Source organism: Streptomyces sp. NPDC107454, assembly GCF_055582885.1.
Genome location: NZ_JBVJPA010000001.1, coordinates 388816 through 408163, shown reverse-complemented (window position 1 = coordinate 408163; position 19348 = coordinate 388816). Strand labels below are relative to the sequence as shown.

The following is a 19348-nucleotide window of genomic DNA, read 5'->3' as shown; positions in this document are numbered from 1 at the left end:
TGCCCGCGCGTTCCTGTCCGTCGACAGCCGCTCAACCCCCCTTACCGAGCCGCTCTTTCGCATGCCCTGGGAACGCCCGTGTCCGCCCGCACCACCACGCCCTGGCCCCTCGTCGCCCTTTTCACGGCCGGGTACCTCGCCCCGTACCTGCTCCCGACCACCGTCGGCCGGCTGAGCGCGGGGCTGCCCCTCTCCGCCACCGAGGCCGGTTCCATCGGCAGCGCCCTGCTGCTGAGTTCGGCGACGGCGGGCTTCCTGCTCGCGTCCCGGGTGGACCGATTCGGCCCTCGTGGGCTCGCCCGCGCCGGTCTGCTCCTGGCCGCCGCCGGCTACGGCACCGCCGCCCTCACGACGACCATCCCCCTGGTCGTCCTCGGCGCGATCGTCGGCGGCCTCGGTTCCGGCACGATCACCAGCGTCGCCGCCACCGGGATCGCCGGCCAGCGCGACCCCCACCGCACCACCACCCTGGGGCTGCTGGGCGTCTCCGCCCTCGCGGGCGCGCTGTATCTGACGATCCCCCACCTGGGCCCGGGCCACGGCCACCCCCTCGCCGCAATCGCCGTCACCGCGCTGCTCGCACTGCCCGTGACCCGCCGTCTCCCCGCCGCCGGGGCCCCCGAGACCCCCCACACCACCGCCGGCCGCGCCCTGCGCGCCACCACTCCGCTCCCCCACCGCCGTGCCGGACTCGTCCTCGCCGCCGCGATGCTCTGCTGGTCCCTCGCCCAGAATTCACTCTGGGGTGTCAGCGGCCGGATCGGTCTGCAGCAGGCGGGGCTGACGGAGGTGACCGTCGGCGCGGTCTTCGCGGTGGCACTCGGCGCGGGGCTGCTCGGGGTGATCGGCGCGGGCGCACTCGGCCAGCGCCTGGGCCGGGCCCTGCCCATCGGCGCGGGCACGGCCCTGATCGCCGGATGCATCGCGCTCAGCGCGGCGGCCACCGACCTGACGTCGTTCGCGGCGGGCGAGATCGCCTGGAACACGGTCTACCCGGTCGTGCTCTCCTACGTCATCGGCCTCGCCGCGTCCCTGGACCAGCGCGGCCGGTGGGCGGTCCTCGTCGGCTCCGCCTCCTCGCTCGGCACGGCATGCGGTCCGCTCGCGGGCAGTCTCCTGTCCGCGCGGGTCGGATACCCGGCGATGGGCGTGATCCTGGCCCTCGGCCTGCTCCTGATCACCGGCCCGATGACGGCCGTGGCCCTGCGCACCCGGCGCCCCGCGCCGCTCCCGCAGGAGCACCCGGTCGTGGAGATCCCGCTGGACGCCGTCCCGGCGCCCCGGACGGCGTACGACACGGCAGGACCCCGGCAGGCGACCGCGGGTGCGGCGACCGGACCGGGGCCCGCAAGCAGGTAGTCCCGCCGCGCCTACCCGAACTCGTACGCCTCGACCTCGGCGAGGTAGCGCGCCCGCCGCTCCTCGTCGTGTTCGAGGAAGGACGCCACGAACGAGTTGCGCGCCAGCTCCCGCATCCGCTCCCGGTCCAGCCCCAGCGTCTCGTGCACGGCGTGGAAGGTGTCACCGATGTACCCGCCGAAGTACGCGGGATCGTCGGAGTTGACCGTGCACAGCAGCCCGGCGTCCAGCATCGCGGGCAGCGGGTGGTCCTCCAGGACGTCCACGGCGCGCAGCCGTACGTTCGACAGCGGGCAGAGCGTCAGCGGCACCCGGTCCCGTACGAGCCGCTCGACCAGCTCGGGGTCCTCCATGCAGCGCAGCCCGTGGTCGATGCGCTCGACGCCGAGCACGTCCAGCGCCTCGGTGATGTACTCCGGCGGCCCCTCCTCGCCCGCGTGGGCGACGCGTCGCAGGCCGAGCGCGGCGGCGGCCTCGTAGACCTCGCGGAACTTGACCGGCGGGTGCCCGACCTCGGCGGAGTCGAGGCCGATGCCGACGATCCGGTCGAGGTAGGGCTGCGCGGCCTCCAGGGTCGCGAGCGCCGACTCGGCGGACTCGTCGCGCAGGAAGCACATGATCAGCTGGGTGGAGACGCCGTGCGTCTCCTCGCTGCGCGAGAGCGCGCGGTGCAGCCCCTCGACGACCGTCCCCATGCCGATGCCCCGGGCGATGTGGGCCTGCGGATCGAAGAAGATCTCCGCGTGCCGCACACCCTGCGCGGCGGCCCGCGCCAGGTAGGCGTCGGCGAGGTCGGCGAAGTCCTGCTCGGTCCGCAGGACGGCCATGAGCTCGTAGTACAGGTTCAGGAACGACTGGAGGTCGTCGAAGAGATACGCCTTGCGCAGCTCCTCGGTGTCCGCGTAGGGGAGCGTGACGCCGTTGCGCGCGGCGAGCTCGAAGGCCAGCTCGGGTTCGAGGGTGCCTTCGATGTGGAGGTGCAGTTCTGCTTTGGGGAGGGGCATCGAAATATCGTACGGGTGTGTACCGACGATCTCGTGCGATGACGCCTCGTCGACTCGTACGACGACGGCTCATCGCCGCTTCGGCACCGGCACCCTCACCAGATCGTGCGCCACGGTCAGCTCCCCCTCGAACCCGGCGGCCCGGGCCTGCCGCTCGAACTCTCCCTCAGGCTCGGAGTAACGCTGGCTGAAGTGCGTGAGCACGAGATGCCGTACGCCCGCGTCCCGGGCCACCCGTCCGGCCTGACCTGCCGTCAGGTGACCGTGGTCGACGGCGAGTTGGTGATCACCGTCCAGGAACGTCGACTCGATGACGAGGAGGTCGCAGCCCTCGGCGAGGGCGTCCACGCCCTCGCACAGCCGTGTGTCCATGACGAACGCGAACCGCTGTCCGCGCCGCACCTCGCTCACGTCGTCGAGCGAGACCCCGCCGAGCGCGCCCTCGCGCTGGATCCGCCCCACGTCCGGCCCCTTGATCCCGTGCTCCGCGAGCAGCTCGGGCAGCATCCGCCGGCCGTCCGACTCGACCAGCCGGTAGCCGAAGGACTCCACGGGGTGGGAGAGCCTGCGGGCCTCCAGGGTGTACGAGGGGGTGGTCGCGAGCACCCCGTCCGCCTCGACCGGTGCCTCGGTCAGCTCGACGGTCTCGCGGTAGGCCGTCGCGTACCGCAGCCGGTCGAAGAAGCGCTGCCCGGAGCGCGGGTAGTGCGCGGTCACCTCGTGCGGGACACGGTCGAGGTTGATGCGCTGGATCACCCCGGCGAGTCCGAGGGAGTGGTCGCCGTGGAAGTGGGTGACGCAGATCCGGTGCAGGTCGTGCGCGGCGACCCCGGCCCGCAGCATCTGCCGCTGAGTGCCCTCACCGGGGTCGAAGAGCAGGCCCTCCCCGTCCCAGCGCAGCAGATAGCCGTTGTGGTTGCGGTGCCGGGTGGGGACCTGGCTGGCGGTGCCGAGGACCACCAGTTCACGTACGGACAAGGCCGGTTACCCCGGCGGCCACTGCATGCCACGGCCGCCCAGGAGGTGGGCGTGCGCGTGGAAGACGGTCTGGCCCGCGCCGCCGCCCGTGTTGAACACGATGCGGTAGCTCTCCAGCTTCTCCTCGGACGCCACCTCGCCGGCCTCGCGCAGCAGGTCCGCGGCGATGGCGGGCTCGGCGGCGGCGAGGGAGGCCGCGTCCGGGTGGTGCACCTTGGGGATGACCAGGATGTGCGTGGGCGCCTGGGGGTTTATGTCGCGGAAGGCGACGGTCGTGTCGGTCTCCCGGACGACGTTCGCGGGAACGTGCCCCGCGACGATCTTGCAGAACAGACAGTCGTCCCGCGGTGCGCCGTCTTCTTCTCGCGACATGCGTGTGCCTCCTCACGCCGTCTGATCATTACGTCGTGCATCGTATCGGCCCCGGTGAGCGCGGGCGCGTGCCCGGTTCAGAGCTCCGGCAGCGTCGGTGCCGCCTTGGCGGGGTTCTCCGCGAGCGCGGCCAGCGCGATCCGGATCGCCTCGTCGAGCTGCGCGTCGCGCCCGGCCGCGTAGTCCTGCGGCGCCTGGACGACCTCGACGTCCGGATCGACACCGTGGTTCTCCACGCCCCACCCGTAACCGTCCAGCCAGAACGCGTACTTGGGCTGGGTGACGAGGGTGCCGTCGACGAGCCGGTACCGGCTGTCGATGCCGACGACCCCGCCCCACGTCCGTGTCCCGACGACCGGCCCGATGCCCAGCGCCTTGATCGCCGCGTTGACGATGTCGCCGTCCGAGCCGGAGAACTCGTTGGCGACGGCGACGACCGGTCCGCGCGGCGCGTCCTCCGGATAGCTGTACGGCCGCATGCCGCGCGGCAGGTCCCAGCCCACGATCCGCCGCGCGAGCTTCTCCACGACCAACTGGGAGGTGTGGCCGCCGCGGTTCTCCCGTACGTCCACGACCAGCCCCTCCCTGGCCACCTCGATCCGCAGGTCGCGGTGGATCTGGGCCCAGCCGGGCGCCTGCATGTCGGGCACATGGAGATAGCCGAGCCGTCCGCCGGACTTCTCGTGGACGTAGGCGCGCCGGTCGGCGACCCAGGCGTGGTAGCGCAGCGGCTCCTCGTCGGCGAGCGGGACGACGACGGCGTGCCGCGGATCGCCGCCGCCCGACGGGGAGACGGTCAGCTCGACCGGCTTGCCCGCGGTGCCGACGAGCAGCGGCCCGGGTCCGGCCACCGGATCCACCGGCTGCCCGGCGACCGCGACGATCGCGTCCCCGGCGCGCACCGCGACGCCGGGCGCGGCGAGCGGCGCCCGCGCGTCCGGGTCGGACGTCTCCGAGGGGAGGATCCGGTCGATGCGCCAACTGCCGTCCTCGTGACGGGAGATGTCCGCCCCGAGCAGTCCCTGCGCCCGGTCGCCGCCGCCCCAGCCGCCGCGCGGGGTCACATACGCGTGCGAGGTGCCGAGCTCGCCCTGCACCTCCCACAGCAGGTCGACGAGGTCGTCGTGGGTGGCGACCCGTTCGAGCACCGGCCGGTAGCGGTCCAGTACGCCCTCCCAGTCGACCCCGCCCAGGTCGGGCCGCCAGAAGTTGTCGCGCATGAGGCGGCCGGTCTCGTCGTACATCTGCCGCCACTCGGCGGCCGGGTCGACGGTCTGGCGGACCCGGGAGAGGTCGACGGTGATGTTCGTGTCGCTCTCGTCGTCGTTCGAGGCGCGGCGGTCGCTGGGGACGACCTTGAGCTTGCCGTCGGTCCACAGCAGGACGCGTTTGCCGTCGCCGCTGACGGCGAAGTGGTCGGCGTCCGCGGCGAGATGCTCGACGCGCTGCTGGGCGAGGTCGTACCGCTCCAGTTCGGTCTTCGGGTCCGGGTCGTCCGGGGTGGCGCGGGAGGCGCCGAGGACTCCGACGACCGGGTGGCGCAGCCACAGCAGCCCGTCCTTGGCGGCGCTCAGGGTCGAGTAGCGGGCCGCCTCGACGGGGAACGGGACGATCCGGTCGGCGAGTCCGTCGAGGTCGATACGGGTGGTGGGGGTGCCCTCGCTGTCGGGTGTCTCGTCCTTGTCGGGTGCCTCGAAGGGGCGGCCGTGGCGCTGCGGTCCGAAGGGGGACGGGGTGGTCGCGGCCAGGGTGATCAGGTGCGGCCGGGAGCCCCCGACGAACGCGAGGTCGAAGACGTGTTCGTCGTAGACGGGGTCGAAGGAGCGGGCCGAGAGGAAGGCGAGGTGCTTGCCGTCGAGGGTGAACGCGGGTGCGTAGTCGCGGAAGCGCAGCGGGGTCGCCTCGGTCACCGACAGGTCGGCGGTGTTGGCCAGCCTGAGCTGGCGCAGCGGACGCGGGCCGGGGTGCGACCAGGCGAGCCAGGCGGAGTCCGGCGAGAAGACCAGCCCGGAGACCTCGCCGTCCTCGCTCCGGTCGACCTCCCGTACCTCTCCGGTCTCCCGCTCGACGAGCAGCACCCGTCCGTCGTGCGAGGCGACGGCGGCGCGGCTGCCGTCGGGTGCCATGGCGAGCCCGAGGACCCGCCCCAGCTGTCCGGCGGCGAGCCGGCGCGGGGTCGCTCCGGGCGCGAGACCGGTCGCCGGGGCGAACTCCAGCGCGTCGTCACCCGCCGCGTCCGTCACCCACACCACGTACTCCTCGCCCTCCACCCGGAAGGCGCGGGGCAGCCGGGCGCGCACACCGGGCCGGGCGGCGAGCGCGCGGGCCGGTCCGGAGCGGTGGGTGACCCAGTGGACGGCACCGCGCACGGAGACCGCGCTGCCGCGTCCGGTGTGGTCGGGGGCGGCGGCCGAGAACCAGCGGGAGGCGCTCACGAGGTGCGGCTGCTGGTCGACGCGCTGTCCGCCGAGCCGCACGTCGAGCCGGCGCGGCTCGGCGCCGTCCAGGTCGTCGAGGAGCCACAGTTCACCGGCGGACGCGTACACGACCCGGGCGCCGTCGGTCGCCGCGTGCCGGGCGTAGAAGCCGTCGATCGGCGTGTGGCGGCGCAGGTCGGATCCGTCGGCGAGGGAGGAGTAGAGCGCTCCGACACCCTCGTGGTCGGACAGGAAGGCGACACGCTCCCCCACCCACAGGGGGTATTCGAGGTTCCCGTCCAGGTCCTCGTGCAGCCGTACGAACTCGCCGGTACCTTCCCCGTCGCCGCCGGCCCGGTCGATCCACAACTTGCCCGCCGTGCCGCCCCGGTACCGCTTCCACCAGGCGGCCTCGCGCCCCATGGGAGCGGACAGCAGCAGCACGCCCTGATCGCCGTGGACCACATCGCCGACCGGCCCGTACGGGAGGGTGGTCGCGGGGCCCCCGTCGAGCGGGACGGCCCGGGCCCAGCTGCGGCGCAGGCTGGCCTGGCCCTGGGTGCTGAGCGCGAGCACCCGTCCGTCCGGGGTCCAGCCGCGCACCTGGGTCCTCGAACTGCCCCAGTACGTCAGCCGCGTGGACGGTCCGCCCTCCAGAGGCGCGGCGTGCACCTCGGGCGCTCCGTCGCGGGTCGACGTCCAGGCGACGGTCGTACCGTCCGGGGAGATGCGGGGATGGTTCACCGGCATGTTGTCGGCGCTGACCCGCCAGGCGCGACCGCCGCCGTCGAGGGGGGCGACCCAGACGTCGTCCTCGGCGGTGAAGGCGACCAGCTCGCCGTGCAGATGCGGAAACCGGAGATACGCGGGCGATACCGACGACGCGGACGATGCAGACTGAGTCACCCGATCACCCTATGCAGGGACAGCTCGGCCCGACAGGGGTTTGGATCACTTGCCCTGGGAGGGCCAGCAGGTGGGATCGCCCTTGCACCACATGGTCTTCGTCACCGTGACGGTGGTGGTGGGGCCCGGACGGTGGTAGGTGGGCGCGCCGTAGGTGGGAGGCGTGTACGAGGGCGTGCTCGGGGCGTTGCAGTTGCCCAGTACGTTCACGTGGAACCACTGCTTGCCGCCGACCTTGGCCGTCAGGTCCCCGCGGACGCACGCGCCCTCGACCTCGCGGGTGACCTTCCCGGTGATGGTGATCGCCCGCCGGTCCTTGGTCCGCCCCCGGCAGTCCACCTCCACCACGGAGGGCGTGGAGGTGGAGGCCGACGGTGTGTGTCCCGGGGTGTAGGCCTTGTTCCCGCCGGTCCCGCCGGTCCCGCCGCCGTAGGACCCGGTGCAGCTCAGGTACTGCACGTCGACGTGCTGCCGCTGCAGCTCCGCGGTCCCGGCCCGGTCGGTCGTGTACGCCACCGCGGAGGCGCTCAGCCCGCCGACCGGTTCGCACGCGGCCACCCCGAAGGCGCTCACCACGGCGAGCCCGGCGACCATCGGTCCCCGACGGCCCGTCACCAGTCGCCTCACCTGTCGTCGAATACGCATCAATGCCCCCATAGACGGCAGAGTGCCACTGTCCCGGGCGTCGCGGTAGACCCCATACGGCCACTACACACCCGCGTGCGCCCCCGTCGAACGCATATGCGTGAAACTCTGTCAGGTCCGCAGGAGGAGCCACTCCTGAAGTTCCACCAGATTGCCCTCGGGGTCCTTGAGGTGGGCGACCCGCATCCGGTCCGTCATGAAGTCCGGGCCGTGCACGAGGACCGCGCCGCGCGAGGTGATGGCCTCGCAGTAGGAGTCGAGGTCGTCGACGCGCAGGACCACCAGCGAGCGGTGGCCGCTCGCCGAGTCGCCCAGTTCACCGAGTATCCGGGCCATCATCGCGCGGTCCTGGAGCGCGATGCCCGCCGAACCGGCGGTGGGACTGAACTTCTCGTACGGTCCCTCGGTCGCGCCCGACTGGGGCTTGAGGCCGAGGACCTCGGCGTAGAAGTGGTAGCAGACCGGGAAGTCCGAGACGAGCAGCCGTACTTGGGCGAGTTCCAAAGCGTCCCCCGTGCGTGCGCGAGGTCAGGACCAGCGGCCGGTGCGCGCCATCAGCAGCGCGGTCGCCACCGTCCCGGCGGTCGATGTACGCAGCACGGTACGCCCCAGGTGGCACGTCTTCGCGCCCGCCCCGGTGAACAACTCGATCTCCTCGGGGGAGATCCCGCCCTCCGGGCCGACCACCAGCACGATCTCGCCCGAGGTGGGGAGTTCGGCCGTCACGAACGGATCGGTGCCGGCCTCCGTGTCCTCGTGCAGCACCGCCGCGAAGTCGGCACTGGCCAGAAGTGCGGCAACCTGTTTGGTCGTCGCCGCGTCCGCGACCTCCGGGAAGCGCACCCGGCGCGACTGCTTGCCGGCCTCCCGGGCCGTGGCCCGCCACTTGGCGAGCGCCTTCAGACCCCGGTCGCCCTTCCACTGCGTGATGCAGCGGGACGCGGCCCAGGGGACGATCGCGTCGACGCCGGTCTCGGTCATCGTCTCCACGGCCACCTCGCCCCGGTCGCCCTTGGGGAGCGCCTGGACGACGGTGATGCGGGGCTCCTCCGCGGGCTCCTCGCCGTAGGAGTCCATCTGGACGATCAGCCGGTCCTTGCCCTCGGTGCCCAGCACCACGCAGTCCGCCCAACGCCCGGCCCCGTCGGTGAGGACGACGTCCTCGCCGGTCCGCAGCCGCTTCACGGAGACGGCGTGGCGCCCCTCCGGGCCGTCGAGCACGTACCGTCCGCCGCTGCCCGCCTCGAAGTGCTCGACCACGAACACCGGTGCCGTCATCGGACCTCACCCCCCGCTTCCCCGGCGGCCGACAACGCTGTCCTGGCCGCCTCGAGCTCCGCGCTCAGCACCTCCACCAGCTGCCCGGCGGGCAGCTCGCGCGCCATACGGTGCCCCTGCCCCGCCCACAGCGCCATGCCCTGCGCGTCGCCCGCCTTGGCGGCCGCCTTGCGCAGCGGGGAGGTGAGGTGGTGGACCTCGGGGTACGCGGCGGGCGCGTACGGGCCGTGCTCGCGCAGGAAACGGTTCACCAGGCCGCGCGCCGGCCGCCCGGAGAACGCGCGCGTCAGCTCCGTCCGTACGAACAGCGGGTTGGTCAGCGCCTGCTTGTGCACGGCGTTGGCGCCGGACTCCGGGGTGGCGAGGAACGCGGTGCCGAGCTGCGCCGCGTTCGCGCCCGCGGCGAGCACCGCGGCGATCTGGCTGCCGCGCATGATGCCGCCGGCGGCGATGACCGGGATGTCCACGGTCTCGCGCACCTGCGCGATCAGCGACAGCAGCCCGATACCCGTGCCGTCCGTCTCCGGGTTGTCGCGGTGGGTGCCCTGGTGGCCGCCCGCCTCCACGCCCTGCACGATGACCGCGTCGGCGCCGGCCCGCTGGACGGCGAGCGCCTCCTCGGCGGTGGTCGCGGTGATCACGGTGAGGGTGCCGGCGCGGCGCAGGGAGTCCAGGACGTCGGTGCTCGGGATGCCGAAGTGGAACGAGACCACCGGCACCGGGTTGTCCAGGAGGACGGCGAGCTTGGCGTCGTAGCCGTCGTCACGGCCGCTGTCCGGTTCACCGAGTTCGGTCTCGTACCAGGAGGACTCGCCCGCGAGCTGGTGGGCGTAGACCTCGACCGCGGCGGGGTCGGCGTACTCGGGCTGCGGCATGAACAGATTGACCCCGAAGGGGCAGCCCGTGAGCCCGCGCAACTGCTTGATCTCCTGGTACATGCCGTCGGCGGTCTTGTACCCGGCCGCAAGGAACCCGAGCCCGCCGGCCTCGGACACGGCGGCCGCGAGATCCGGGACGGAGACGCCGCCCGCCATGGGGGCCTGCACGATCGGATGGGGGAAGAGATCGGTCAGTGCGGTGGACATGACGGCATGTTGTCACGTCCTCCGAACAAGTCCGAATCGGGCCTTCCGCCTGGCATAGGCCACCGGGACGGTCGCTCGAGCGCCTGGGGGCGGAGCCCCCAGGAACACCCGTCAGCGACCGTTGAACGCGTCCTTCAGACGCGAGAACAAGCCCTGCTGCCCGGGCTGGAACTGCCCCGTGGGCCGCTCCTCCCCCCGCAGCTGCGCCAGCTCCCGCAGCAACCGCTCCTGCTCGGGATCGAGCTTCGTGGGCGTGGTCACCTCGACGTGCACGATGAGGTCACCGCGGCCACCGCCCCGCAGATGTGTGACACCCCGCCCGTGCAGCGGAATCGACTGCCCGGACTGCGTGCCCGGACGGATGTCGACCTCCTCGAGACCGTCGAGGGTCTCCAGCGGCACCTTGGTGCCGAGCGAGGCCGCGGTCATCGGAATGGTCACCGTGCAGTGCAGATCGTCCCCGCGCCGCTGGAACGTGGAGTGCGGCAGCTCGTGGATCTCGACGTAGAGGTCACCGGCGGGACCGCCACCAGGCCCGACCTCGCCCTCGCCCGCGAGCTGGATCCGCGTGCCGTTGTCGACGCCGGCGGGGATCTTGACGGTCAGCGTGCGACGCGACCGGACCCGCCCGTCACCGGCGCACTCGGGGCAGGGAGTCGGGACGACGGTCCCGAAGCCCTGACACTGCGGACACGGCCGGGAGGTCATGACCTGCCCGAGGAAGGACCGCGTGACCTGGGACACCTCACCCCGCCCGCGACACATGTCACAGGTCTGGGCCGAGGTACCCGGCGCCGCGCCCTCACCGTTGCAGGTGGCGCAGACGACGGCCGTGTCGACCTGGATGTCCTTCGTCGTGCCGAAGGCCGCCTCGTCCAGCTCGATCTCGAGCCGGATCATGGCGTCCTGGCCACGCCGCGTACGCGAGCGCGGACCGCGCTGCGACGCCGTACCGAAGAAGGCGTCCATGATGTCCGAGAAGTTCCCGAACCCGCCGGCGCCGAAGCCGCCCGCACCGCCGCCGCCCGACTGGGACAGCGGGTCGCCGCCGAGGTCGTAGACCTGCTTCTTCTGCGGGTCCGACAACACCTCGTACGCGGCGTTGATCTCCTTGAACCGCTCCTGCGTCTTCGGATCGGGATTGACGTCCGGGTGCAGCTCGCGTGCGAGCCGCCGGAAGGCCTTCTTGATCTCGTCCTGGGACGCGTCGCGGCGCACGCCGAGTACGGCGTAGTAGTCCGTGGCCACTTACGACTCCGCCAGGATCTGTCCGACGTACCGTGCCACTGCGCGTACCGCTCCCATCGTTCCCGGGTAATCCATGCGGGTCGGGCCGACCACGCCGAGTTTGGCTACTGCCTCGCCGCCCGAACCGTAGCCGACCGAGACCACGGACGTGGAGTTGAGTCCCTCATACGCGTTCTCGTGACCGATTCGCACGGTCATGCTCGAATCCCCGGCCTCACCAAGCAACTTGAGAAGCACGACCTGCTCCTCCAGCGCTTCGAGCACCGGCCGGATGGTGAGAGGGAAGTCATGTCCGAAACGCGTCAGATTGGCGGTCCCGCCGATCATGAGCCGCTCCTCGGTCTCCTCGACGAGCGTCTCCAGAAGAGTGGAGAGCACCGTCGCGACCGTACCTCGGTCCTCCGCCTCGAACGCGTCCGGGAGGTCCTGCACGAGCTGCGGGACGTCCGCGAAGCGCCGGCCCGCGACCCTGCTGTTGAGCCGGGCCCGCAGATCCGCGAGAGACGTTTCTCCGAACGGGGCCGGGCAGTCGATCATGCGCTGCTCGACCCGCCCGGTGTCCGTGATCAGCACGAGCATCACACGGGCAGGGGCGAGGGAGAGCAGCTCCACGTGCCGCACGGTCGATCTCGTCAGCGACGGATACTGCACGACGGCGACCTGCCGGGTCAGCTGCGCGAGCAGCCGCACCGTCCGCCCGACGACGTCGTCCAGGTCGACCGCGCCGTCCAGGAAGTTCTGAATGGCCCGCCGCTCGGGCGCGGTCATCGGCTTGACGCCGGCGAGCTTGTCGACGAAGAGCCGGTAGCCCTTGTCGGTGGGGATCCGCCCGGCGCTGGTGTGCGGCTGGGCGATGTATCCCTCGTCCTCCAGGGCCGCCATGTCGTTGCGGACGGTGGCCGGGGACACTCCCAGCCGGTGCCGCTCGGTCAGCGCCTTGGAACCGACCGCGACGGGCTCGTCGGTGCCGACATAGTCCTGGACGATGGCGCGCAGCACTTCGAGCCTGCGTTCACTGAGCATCGCGCACACCTCCAGTTCTCGGCCCCTCGGCGCCTCGCCTGGCACTCAGCGCGTGCGAGTGCCAGCATTCCCCGGCCCAGTGTACGGCCGGTGGGTACGGCCCCGGCAAGGGCGGCCCCGCGATCTTGTGCAAGGTGCACCGACGTACACCGACGTGTCCCGTGATGTCACACCGTCCCTGCCCGCGATGTCGTACCGTCCACGCCCTCACCGCTAGCGTCGGCGTATGAAGGTGACTTGGGAAGAGGCGGGGTGGGAACAGCTGACACCGCGGGTGGGGCGGCGGCGGCTTCCGGTCTGGGACTGCACGGTCGGACTGGTCGTGGGCGAGGGCGGGGCGCTGATCATCGACTCGGGGTCGAGCCTCGCGGAGGGCGCACGGTTGCGCGGGGAGGCGCAAGCGCTCGCCGGCTGCCGTGTGACCTTCCTCGCGCTCACCCACCCCCACTTCGACCATGTCCTGGGCGCGGCGGCGTTCGCGGGCGCGGAGGTCCTCGCCGCGGGCGGCCTGGCCGAGGTGTACGAGCACGGGCGCGAGGAGCTGTTCGCGGACGCGGTACGGGGCGGGCTGGACGCGCGGGCGGCGGAGGACGCGGCGGACACCCTGGTGCGTCCCCGGCACTACGTGTGGGGCACCTGGCAGCTCGAGCTGGCCGGCGGCGTCGAGGTCCTGCTGGTGCGGACGGGCGAGGGCCACACCGCCCACGACCTCGTGGTCGTGGTGCCGGGCGACCCGACGGTGGTGTTCTGCGGCGACCTGGTCGAGGAGTCCGGCGAGCCCCAGGCGGGCCCCGACGCCGTACCGTCGCGCTGGCCCGGGGCCCTCGACAGGTTGCTCGACCTCGGCGGGGAGGACGCGCTGTACGTGCCGGGGCACGGAGCGGTCGTGGACGCCGGGTTCGTACGGTCCCAGCGGGACGCGCTGGCCGAGCGTTTCGGTGTGCCGGGTTACGGCGTGCCGGGTCTCGCCACGCCGGGTCTCGACGTGTCGGATTCCAGCGTGTCGGATTCCGGCGTGTCGCGTTGAGCGCCGCCGGGCTTCTCCTATCGTCATCCGAATGCGCCAGTACTCTCCGGACCTGACTCCGCCGTGGAAGAAGCCCAAGCCCGTGCCGGAGGTTCCGGCGGAGCCGGGCCTGGTGGTCGAGGAGCCGGGTACCGGTTTCTGCGGTGCGGTGATCCGCTGCGAGGCGGGCACGGTGACGCTGGAGGACCGCTTCGGCAAGCACCGCGTGTTCCCCCTGGAACCGCGCGGCTTCCTCCTGGAGGGCCAGGTGGTCACTCTCACCCGCCCCTCCTCCACCACCACCCGTCCCACCCGCACGGCCTCCGGTTCGGTGGCCGTCCCCGGCGCGCGGGCCCGGGTCGCCCGTGCCGGCCGGATCTACGTGGAGGGCCGCCACGACGCCGAGCTGGTCGAACGGGTCTGGGGCGACGATCTGCGCATCGAGGGCGTCGTGGTCGAGTACCTGGAGGGCGTCGACGACCTGCCCGCGATCGTGGCGGACTTCTCACCCGGCCCCGACGCCCGCCTCGGCGTCCTCGTCGACCACCTGGTGCCCGGCAGCAAGGAGTCCCGCATCGCGGCATCGGTCACGAGCGATCACGCCCTGGTCCTCGGCCACCCCTACATCGACATCTGGGAAGCCGTGAAGCCGTCCTCCGTGGGCATCCGGTCCTGGCCCCGGGTCCCCCACGGCCAGGACTGGAAAACCGGCGTCTGCCGCGCCCTCGGCTGGCCCGACAACACCGGCGCCGCCTGGCAGCACATCCTGTCCCGCGTCCACTCCTACAAGGACCTGCAGCCGGAACTCCTGGGCCGAGTGGAAGAACTCATCGACTTCGTCACAGCCCCGCACTGACAACACGTTCCCTCGCCCCCGCCGCCCCATCCCTGGGGCTCCGCCGACGAGGGAGAGAGAAAGTGCAGGTGAGTGGCCGGAAAGGGGTACGCGGCCGGGTACGGGACAATGGAAGGCATGCCTTCCGCACTCCCCGACGGTGAGCCCGTCCCCGACGACGGGGCGCTGCCCGCGCACGCCCTGGCCGGAGCCGCCGAGCGACCCCTCGGTTTCTACCTCCACGTGCCGTACTGCGCGACCCGCTGCGGCTACTGCGACTTCAACACCTACACGGCGACCGAGCTGCGGGGCACCGGAGGCGTGCTCGCCTCCCGCGACAACTACGCGGACACGCTGATCGACGAGGTCCGGCTCGCCCGCAAGGTCCTCGGCGACGACCCGCGCCCCCTTCGTACGGTGTTCGTCGGCGGCGGTACGCCCACGTTGCTGGCCGCCGACGACCTCGTACGGATGCTGGGGGCGATCCGGGACGAGTTCGGGCTCGCGGACGACGCGGAGATCACGACGGAGGCGAACCCGGAGTCGGTTGATCCGCGGTATCTGGAGACGCTCAGGACCGGAGGGTTCAACCGGATCTCCTTCGGCATGCAAAGTGCCCGGCAGCACGTCCTCAAGGTGCTCGACCGTACGCACACCCCCGGCCGGCCCGAGGCGTGTGTCGCGGAGGCGCGAGCGGTCGGGTTCGAGCATGTGAACCTCGACCTGATCTACGGCACGCCCGGTGAGTCCGACGACGACTGGCGGGCCTCGCTCGACGCCGCGCTCGGTGCCGGGCCCGACCATGTCTCGGCGTACGCGCTGATCGTCGAGGAGGGGACGCAGCTCGCCCGTCGTATCCGGCGGGGCGAGGTGCCGATGACGGACGACGATGTGCATGCCGACCGGTATCTGATCGCCGACGAGGTGCTCTCCGGGGCGGGGTTCGACTGGTACGAGGTGTCCAACTGGGCCACTTCCGCCGCCGGACGGTGCCTTCACAACGAGCTGTACTGGCGGGGTGCCGACTGGTGGGGGGCCGGGCCCGGGGCCCACAGCCATGTGGGCGGGGTGCGGTGGTGGAACGTGAAGCATCCCGGGGCGTATGCGGGGGCGTTGGCCGCGGGGCGGTCTCCGGGGGCGGGGCGTGAGCTGCTCTCGGAGGAGGACCGGCGGGTGGAGCGGATCCTGCTGGAGCTGCGGCTTCGGGAGGGGTGTCCGTTGTCGCTGCTACGGGCGGAGGGGCTTGCCGCGGCGCGGCGCGCGCGGTCGGAGGGGTTGCTCGAATCCGGGCCGTTCGGCGAGGGGCGGGCGGTGCTTACGTTGCGGGGGCGGTTGCTGGCGGACGCGGTCGTACGAGACCTGGTGGACTGAGGGGGCGCGCCCCCTGCTCCCCCGACCTACTCCGTCCACTCCGCCTGCAGCACCAGCAACGCCAGGTCGTCCTCCGGCGGCTTGCTGCCGAACTCGTGCACGAGCCGCCGGATCCGTTCCGCGACGAGTTCGGCGCTCAGCCCCGTACAGCCCGCGAGGGCCTTCGCGAGGCCCTCGTCGTCATCGAACTGGCGGGGCCCGCTGCGGCGCTCCGTCACCCCGTCGGTGACGCACAGGACGGTGTCACCGGGGTACAGGTCGAAGGTCTCGGAGACGTAGGTCGCGTCCTCGAAGACCCCGAGCAGGGTCTGCGGCTCGGCCACTTCCCGTACGTCCCCGTCCGGGCCGAGGATCAGCGGCAGCGGGTGCCCGGCGGAGGCGAGGGTGCAACGTACGCCGCCCTCGAAGGGCACCAGCTCGCCGTACAGCATGGAGAGGAAACGGGTCTGCGGACCCTCGTCGGGGCCGAGACCCGGCCCGCCCGCCGCCACCAGCGCACGGGCCGCCGCGTCCGCCGCCTCCGTCGCGTCGTCGAGGAGGAGCTGGTTGAGGCGGTCGAGGACGTCCGCGACGTGGTAGCCCTCGCGGGCCAGCAGTCGCACCCAGGGCCGGGCGAGGCCGATCACGACGGCGGCCTCGGGCCCCTTGCCCTGGACGTCCCCGAGGACGAAGCACCAGCGTCCGTCGCCGGCGGGGAACAGGTCGTAGAAGTCGCCGCTGGGCCCGCCCTTGTCGAGCGGCTCGTACACGAGGGCGCTGCGCACCCCGGGGATCTCGGCGACCGCGCCGGGCAGCAGGCCGCGCTGGAGGACCCGGCTGATGGTGGCCTGGCGCGCGTACTGGCGGGCCGCGCCGATGGCGAGGGCGATCCGCCGGCTGAGGTCCTCGACGAGCCCGGTGATCTCGTCGGGGAAGGCGGTCAGTCCGGCCCGGCCGATGACGAGGGTGCCGAGCGGCCGGCCGCCGGCGATCAGCCGGTACGCGAGCGCCGCCCCGCTCACCCCGCCCGCACCACCTTGCCCGTTCCCGTTCCCGTTCCCGTTCCCGTTCCCTTGCCCGTGCCCGTGCCCGTGTCCGTGCCCCTGCCCCGTTGCCAACGTCTCCCCGGGCCCTAACGCCTCCCCCGGCCAGGGCACCGGGACCGCCCGGGACCGCACCGAGTCCGGCAACCGTGGCGGATCCTTCTCCAGGGCCCGCCGCAGCTCCTCGATCCGGTTCTCACTGCCGTGCCAGACGCGGGCGAGCCGGGGTCCCAGGGCCAGCCCCAGCCCACCTGCCCGGTCGGTGGCCTCGTCCTCCAGCCATACGGCACACCAGTCGGCGAGCCGCGGCACGAGGAGCTGCCCGGCGAGCGCGGCGACGAGGTCCTCGTCGAGCTGCCCGGCGAGCAGGTCGGAGGCCTCGGCGAGGAAGGAGAGAGCGCCGCGGTTGAGCCAGTCGCCGTCCTGCCGCGGCCGTTGCCGCTGCCCGGCACCGAACGTCCCGCCGACCGGCCCGGTCTCCCCGACCACTCCCATCTCTCCAGCCGGTCCCGTTTCTCCAGCCAGTCCCGTCCCGCCCGCCAGTCCGATGCCGCCCGGCAGTCCGACTCCGCCCGGCGGTCCGATTCCGTCGGCCGACCCCGAACCGGCGGACAGTCCCAGGGCGTCCGTCATCCCCGGCCCGGCACCCAGCCCTCCATCGGCACCGAACCCACCACCCACACTCAGCCCACGCTCAACACCCAACCCACCACCAACACCCAGCCCATCGTCAACACTCAGTCCGCCTTCAACACCCAACTCACCCTCGACACCCAACCCGCCCTGAACACCCAGCCCCTCCTCGACGCTCAGCCCCCCGTCCACAGGCAGCCGCGCCCACACGGTCTTGACCCCGGTCCGATACGTGATCCCCCACGCCTCCGACAGGGAGGCGACCAACCGCAGCCCCCGCCCGTACTCCGGTGTGCCGTAAGCCCGTTCGGCCGACTCCTCGCGTACCGCCCGCGAGGGATGGTGGTCGGAGACCTCGACGACCACCGCGCCCACCGCACCGCCGTCGGTGATCTCCAGCCGGCACAGCAGCTCGACGTCGGTGCCCGCGTGCACGACGGCGTTGGTGACGAGTTCGCTGACGACCAGGACGGCGTCCTCGGCAAGGCGCTCACGGACGATCTCGGCACCGGGCAGGGCCAGTTCCCCCCAGTCGGCGAGCGTCTCGCGCACCATGCGGCGGGCGGCGCCGGGCGCGAGCGGAGTGCCCGGCAGCGCGGCGCGCGCCATGGCTTCCTGACCCACGCGGTAGTGCGCGGGCGTACCAGGGGCGAGCGCCATGGAGTCCGGTTGCGACTCCCGTTGCGTCGGAATGGCCCCCACTGTGCGGCTCCCTGAGCAGTTCGGACGAATACGCCTCAGGCGACACGGACAGAGTGACAGACTGGCCACGCCCATAAGCGCCGAGTTACCGAAGTGGGCCGCCATGAGTGAGAACAGTGCTACGCGTGTGCTCGAAGACGGACAGATTCGGGCAATCGACGACGGCCGGATCCCGGCGTCCGATCTGCGTCCGCTGCTCGCCGCGATGACCGCCGCACGGGACGGTGACTTCACCAAGGTGCCGGAGACGGGGCACGGCCTGGTGGCCGACCTGAGCGCGGCGTTCAACCAGATCATCGACCGCAGCACCCACTTCAACACGGAAGTGCAGCGGGTACGAAGGGAGCTGGTCCGGCACGGACGGCTCGACGAACGGCTGTCGGCGAGCCCGGGCCAGGGCAGTTGGACGACCCGCGTCAATGACGTGAACCAGTTGCTCGACGCCCTGGTGGCACCCGCCGCGAACGCGACGCGCGTCCTGGACGCGGTGGCCGGCGGTGACCTCACCCAGCGGGTCGACCTGCACGACGGCAACCGTCAGCTCAGGGGAGATCTGCGACGGTTGGGGCGCGCCGTCAACAAGATGGTCGATCAGCTCTCCCTCTTCACGGGCGAGGTGACCCGGGTCGCGCGCGAGGTCGGCACCGAGGGCCGTCTCGGCGGGCGCGCCAAGGTGCAGGGTCTGTCGGGCAGTTGGCGCGATGTGACCGAGGCGGTCAACACGATGGCGTCCCGGCTGACGGCCCAGGTCCGTGACATCGCCCTGGTGACCACGGCGGTGGCACGCGGCGACCTGACCCGTACGGTGACGGTCGAGGCGACCGGTGAGCTGCTCGAACTGAAGCTCACCGTCAACACGATGGTCGACCAGCTGTCCGCCTTCGCCGACGAGGTCACGCGGGTGGCCCGCGAGGTCGGCACCGAAGGGCAACTGGGTGGCCGCGCCCAGGTCAGAGGCGTCTCGGGGGTCTGGAAGGACCTCACCGACAACGTCAACTTCATGGCCTCGAACCTGACCTCCCAGGTCCGCAACATCGCCCAGGTCACCACGGCCGTGGCCAACGGCGACCTCAGCCAGAAGATCACGGTGGACGCGAAGGGCGAGATCCTCGAACTCAAGTCGACCATCAACACCATGGTCGACCAGCTCTCCGCCTTCGCCGACGAGGTCACACGCGTCGCCCGCGAGGTCGGCACCGAAGGCAACCTCGGCGGCCAGGCCCAGGTCAGAGGCGTCTCCGGCGTCTGGAAGGACCTCACCGACAACGTCAACTTCATGGCGGACAACCTGACCTCGCAGGTCCGCAACATCGCCCTCGTGTCCACGGCCGTCGCGCAGGGCGACCTCGGCAAGAAGATCACGGTCGAGGCGAAGGGCGAGATCCTCGAACTCAAGTCGACCATCAACACCATGGTCGACCAGCTCTCCGCCTTCGCCGACGAGGTCACACGCGTCGCCCGCGA

General features: G+C 72.1%; 16 protein-coding genes. 5 read left to right on the top strand and 11 right to left on the bottom strand.

What is annotated here, in order from left to right; all coding sequences use genetic code 11:
- The first annotated feature begins 78 nt into the window (after positions 1 to 78).
- Positions 79 to 1359 carry an MFS transporter gene (locus ACZ69M_RS01735; RefSeq protein ID WP_470045949.1) on the top strand — a complete coding sequence of 427 codons (1281 nt, stop codon included), beginning with the start codon at positions 79 to 81 and terminating at the stop codon, positions 1357 to 1359.
- A gap of 11 nt (positions 1360 to 1370) precedes the next feature.
- Here ACZ69M_RS01735 and ACZ69M_RS01730 read toward each other — a convergent pair whose 3' ends face one another.
- The 10 genes from ACZ69M_RS01730 to hrcA all read right to left on the bottom strand — a co-directional run bounded on the left by ACZ69M_RS01730 (position 1371) and on the right by hrcA (position 12315).
- Positions 1371 to 2363 (bottom strand): adenosine deaminase, encoded by a 993-nt coding sequence (locus ACZ69M_RS01730; RefSeq protein ID WP_470045948.1) that lies wholly within the window; start codon positions 2361 to 2363, stop codon positions 1371 to 1373.
- Between the two features lie 69 nt (positions 2364 to 2432).
- On the bottom strand, positions 2433 to 3341 hold the full coding sequence (locus tag ACZ69M_RS01725) for a ribonuclease Z (RefSeq protein ID WP_470045947.1): 909 nt from the start codon (positions 3339 to 3341) through the stop codon (positions 2433 to 2435).
- A 6-nt stretch (positions 3342 to 3347) separates the two neighbouring features.
- On the bottom strand, positions 3348 to 3713 hold the full coding sequence (locus ACZ69M_RS01720) for a histidine triad nucleotide-binding protein (RefSeq protein ID WP_470045946.1): 366 nt from the start codon (positions 3711 to 3713) through the stop codon (positions 3348 to 3350).
- A 77-nt stretch (positions 3714 to 3790) separates the two neighbouring features.
- The gene (locus tag ACZ69M_RS01715; RefSeq protein WP_470045945.1) at positions 3791 to 7036 is read right to left on the bottom strand and encodes a S41 family peptidase; all 3246 of its coding nucleotides are present in this window, start codon (positions 7034 to 7036) and stop codon (positions 3791 to 3793) included.
- 45 nt (positions 7037 to 7081) lie between these two features.
- Positions 7082 to 7681: a hypothetical protein gene (locus tag ACZ69M_RS01710; RefSeq protein ID WP_470045944.1), complete on the bottom strand. Its 600-nt coding sequence runs from the start codon at positions 7679 to 7681 to the stop codon at positions 7082 to 7084.
- A gap of 111 nt (positions 7682 to 7792) precedes the next feature.
- Positions 7793 to 8185 (bottom strand): VOC family protein, encoded by a 393-nt coding sequence (locus ACZ69M_RS01705; RefSeq protein WP_403688231.1) that lies wholly within the window; start codon positions 8183 to 8185, stop codon positions 7793 to 7795.
- Between the two features lie 24 nt (positions 8186 to 8209).
- On the bottom strand, positions 8210 to 8959 hold the full coding sequence (locus ACZ69M_RS01700) for a 16S rRNA (uracil(1498)-N(3))-methyltransferase (RefSeq protein ID WP_470045943.1): 750 nt from the start codon (positions 8957 to 8959) through the stop codon (positions 8210 to 8212).
- On the bottom strand, positions 8956 to 10044 hold the full coding sequence (locus tag ACZ69M_RS01695; RefSeq protein WP_470045942.1) for a nitronate monooxygenase: 1089 nt from the start codon (positions 10042 to 10044) through the stop codon (positions 8956 to 8958). Before ACZ69M_RS01695 ends, ACZ69M_RS01700 begins: the two co-directional genes overlap by 4 nt.
- Before the next feature lie 111 nt (positions 10045 to 10155).
- The gene (gene dnaJ, locus ACZ69M_RS01690; RefSeq protein WP_101405225.1) at positions 10156 to 11292 is read right to left on the bottom strand and encodes a molecular chaperone DnaJ; all 1137 of its coding nucleotides are present in this window, start codon (positions 11290 to 11292) and stop codon (positions 10156 to 10158) included.
- Positions 11293 to 12315: a heat-inducible transcriptional repressor HrcA gene (gene hrcA / locus ACZ69M_RS01685; RefSeq protein WP_075032705.1), complete on the bottom strand. Its 1023-nt coding sequence runs from the start codon at positions 12313 to 12315 to the stop codon at positions 11293 to 11295.
- Positions 12316 to 12541: 226 nt separating this feature from the next.
- On the opposite strand from hrcA, the gene ACZ69M_RS01680 reads away from it, so the two are divergent.
- The 3 genes from ACZ69M_RS01680 (at position 12542) to hemW (ending at position 15527) form a co-directional block, all read left to right on the top strand.
- Positions 12542 to 13342, top strand: coding sequence for an MBL fold metallo-hydrolase (locus tag ACZ69M_RS01680; protein WP_470045941.1), 801 nt, complete (start codon positions 12542 to 12544; stop codon positions 13340 to 13342).
- Positions 13343 to 13373: 31 nt separating this feature from the next.
- A complete protein-coding gene (locus ACZ69M_RS01675) occupies positions 13374 to 14177 on the top strand; it encodes a DUF3097 domain-containing protein (protein ID WP_470045940.1) in 804 nt (267 codons plus the stop codon).
- 117 nt (positions 14178 to 14294) lie between these two features.
- Positions 14295 to 15527, top strand: a complete 1233-nt coding sequence (gene hemW / locus ACZ69M_RS01670) for a radical SAM family heme chaperone HemW (protein WP_470045939.1) — start codon at positions 14295 to 14297, stop codon at positions 15525 to 15527.
- A gap of 26 nt (positions 15528 to 15553) precedes the next feature.
- Here hemW and ACZ69M_RS01665 read toward each other — a convergent pair whose 3' ends face one another.
- On the bottom strand, positions 15554 to 17884 hold the full coding sequence (locus ACZ69M_RS01665; RefSeq protein ID WP_470045938.1) for a SpoIIE family protein phosphatase: 2331 nt from the start codon (positions 17882 to 17884) through the stop codon (positions 15554 to 15556).
- Positions 17885 to 18089: 205 nt separating this feature from the next.
- Between ACZ69M_RS01665 and ACZ69M_RS01660 the strand changes: the two genes are divergently transcribed.
- A partial coding sequence (locus ACZ69M_RS01660) for a HAMP domain-containing protein (protein WP_470046346.1) occupies positions 18090 to 19348 on the top strand: 1259 nt, incomplete at its 3' end.

Bases quoted from the DNA above. Each gene is read 5' to 3' on its own strand.
- ACZ69M_RS01675 (WP_470045940.1), top strand. From the start codon at position 13,374: ATGCGCCAGTACTCTCCGGACCTGACTCCGCCGTGGAAGAAGCCCAAG.
- ACZ69M_RS01700 (WP_470045943.1), bottom strand. From the start codon at position 8,959: ATGACGGCACCGGTGTTCGTGGTCGAGCACTTCGAGGCGGGCAGCGGC.
- ACZ69M_RS01680 (WP_470045941.1), top strand. From the start codon at position 12,542: ATGAAGGTGACTTGGGAAGAGGCGGGGTGGGAACAGCTGACACCGCGG.
- ACZ69M_RS01710 (WP_470045944.1), bottom strand. From the start codon at position 7,681: ATGCGTATTCGACGACAGGTGAGGCGACTGGTGACGGGCCGTCGGGGA.
- ACZ69M_RS01730 (WP_470045948.1), bottom strand. From the start codon at position 2,363: ATGCCCCTCCCCAAAGCAGAACTGCACCTCCACATCGAAGGCACCCTC.
- ACZ69M_RS01720 (WP_470045946.1), bottom strand. From the start codon at position 3,713: ATGTCGCGAGAAGAAGACGGCGCACCGCGGGACGACTGTCTGTTCTGC.
- hemW (WP_470045939.1), top strand. From the start codon at position 14,295: ATGCCTTCCGCACTCCCCGACGGTGAGCCCGTCCCCGACGACGGGGCG.
- hrcA (WP_075032705.1), bottom strand. From the start codon at position 12,315: ATGCTCAGTGAACGCAGGCTCGAAGTGCTGCGCGCCATCGTCCAGGAC.
- ACZ69M_RS01695 (WP_470045942.1), bottom strand. From the start codon at position 10,044: ATGTCCACCGCACTGACCGATCTCTTCCCCCATCCGATCGTGCAGGCC.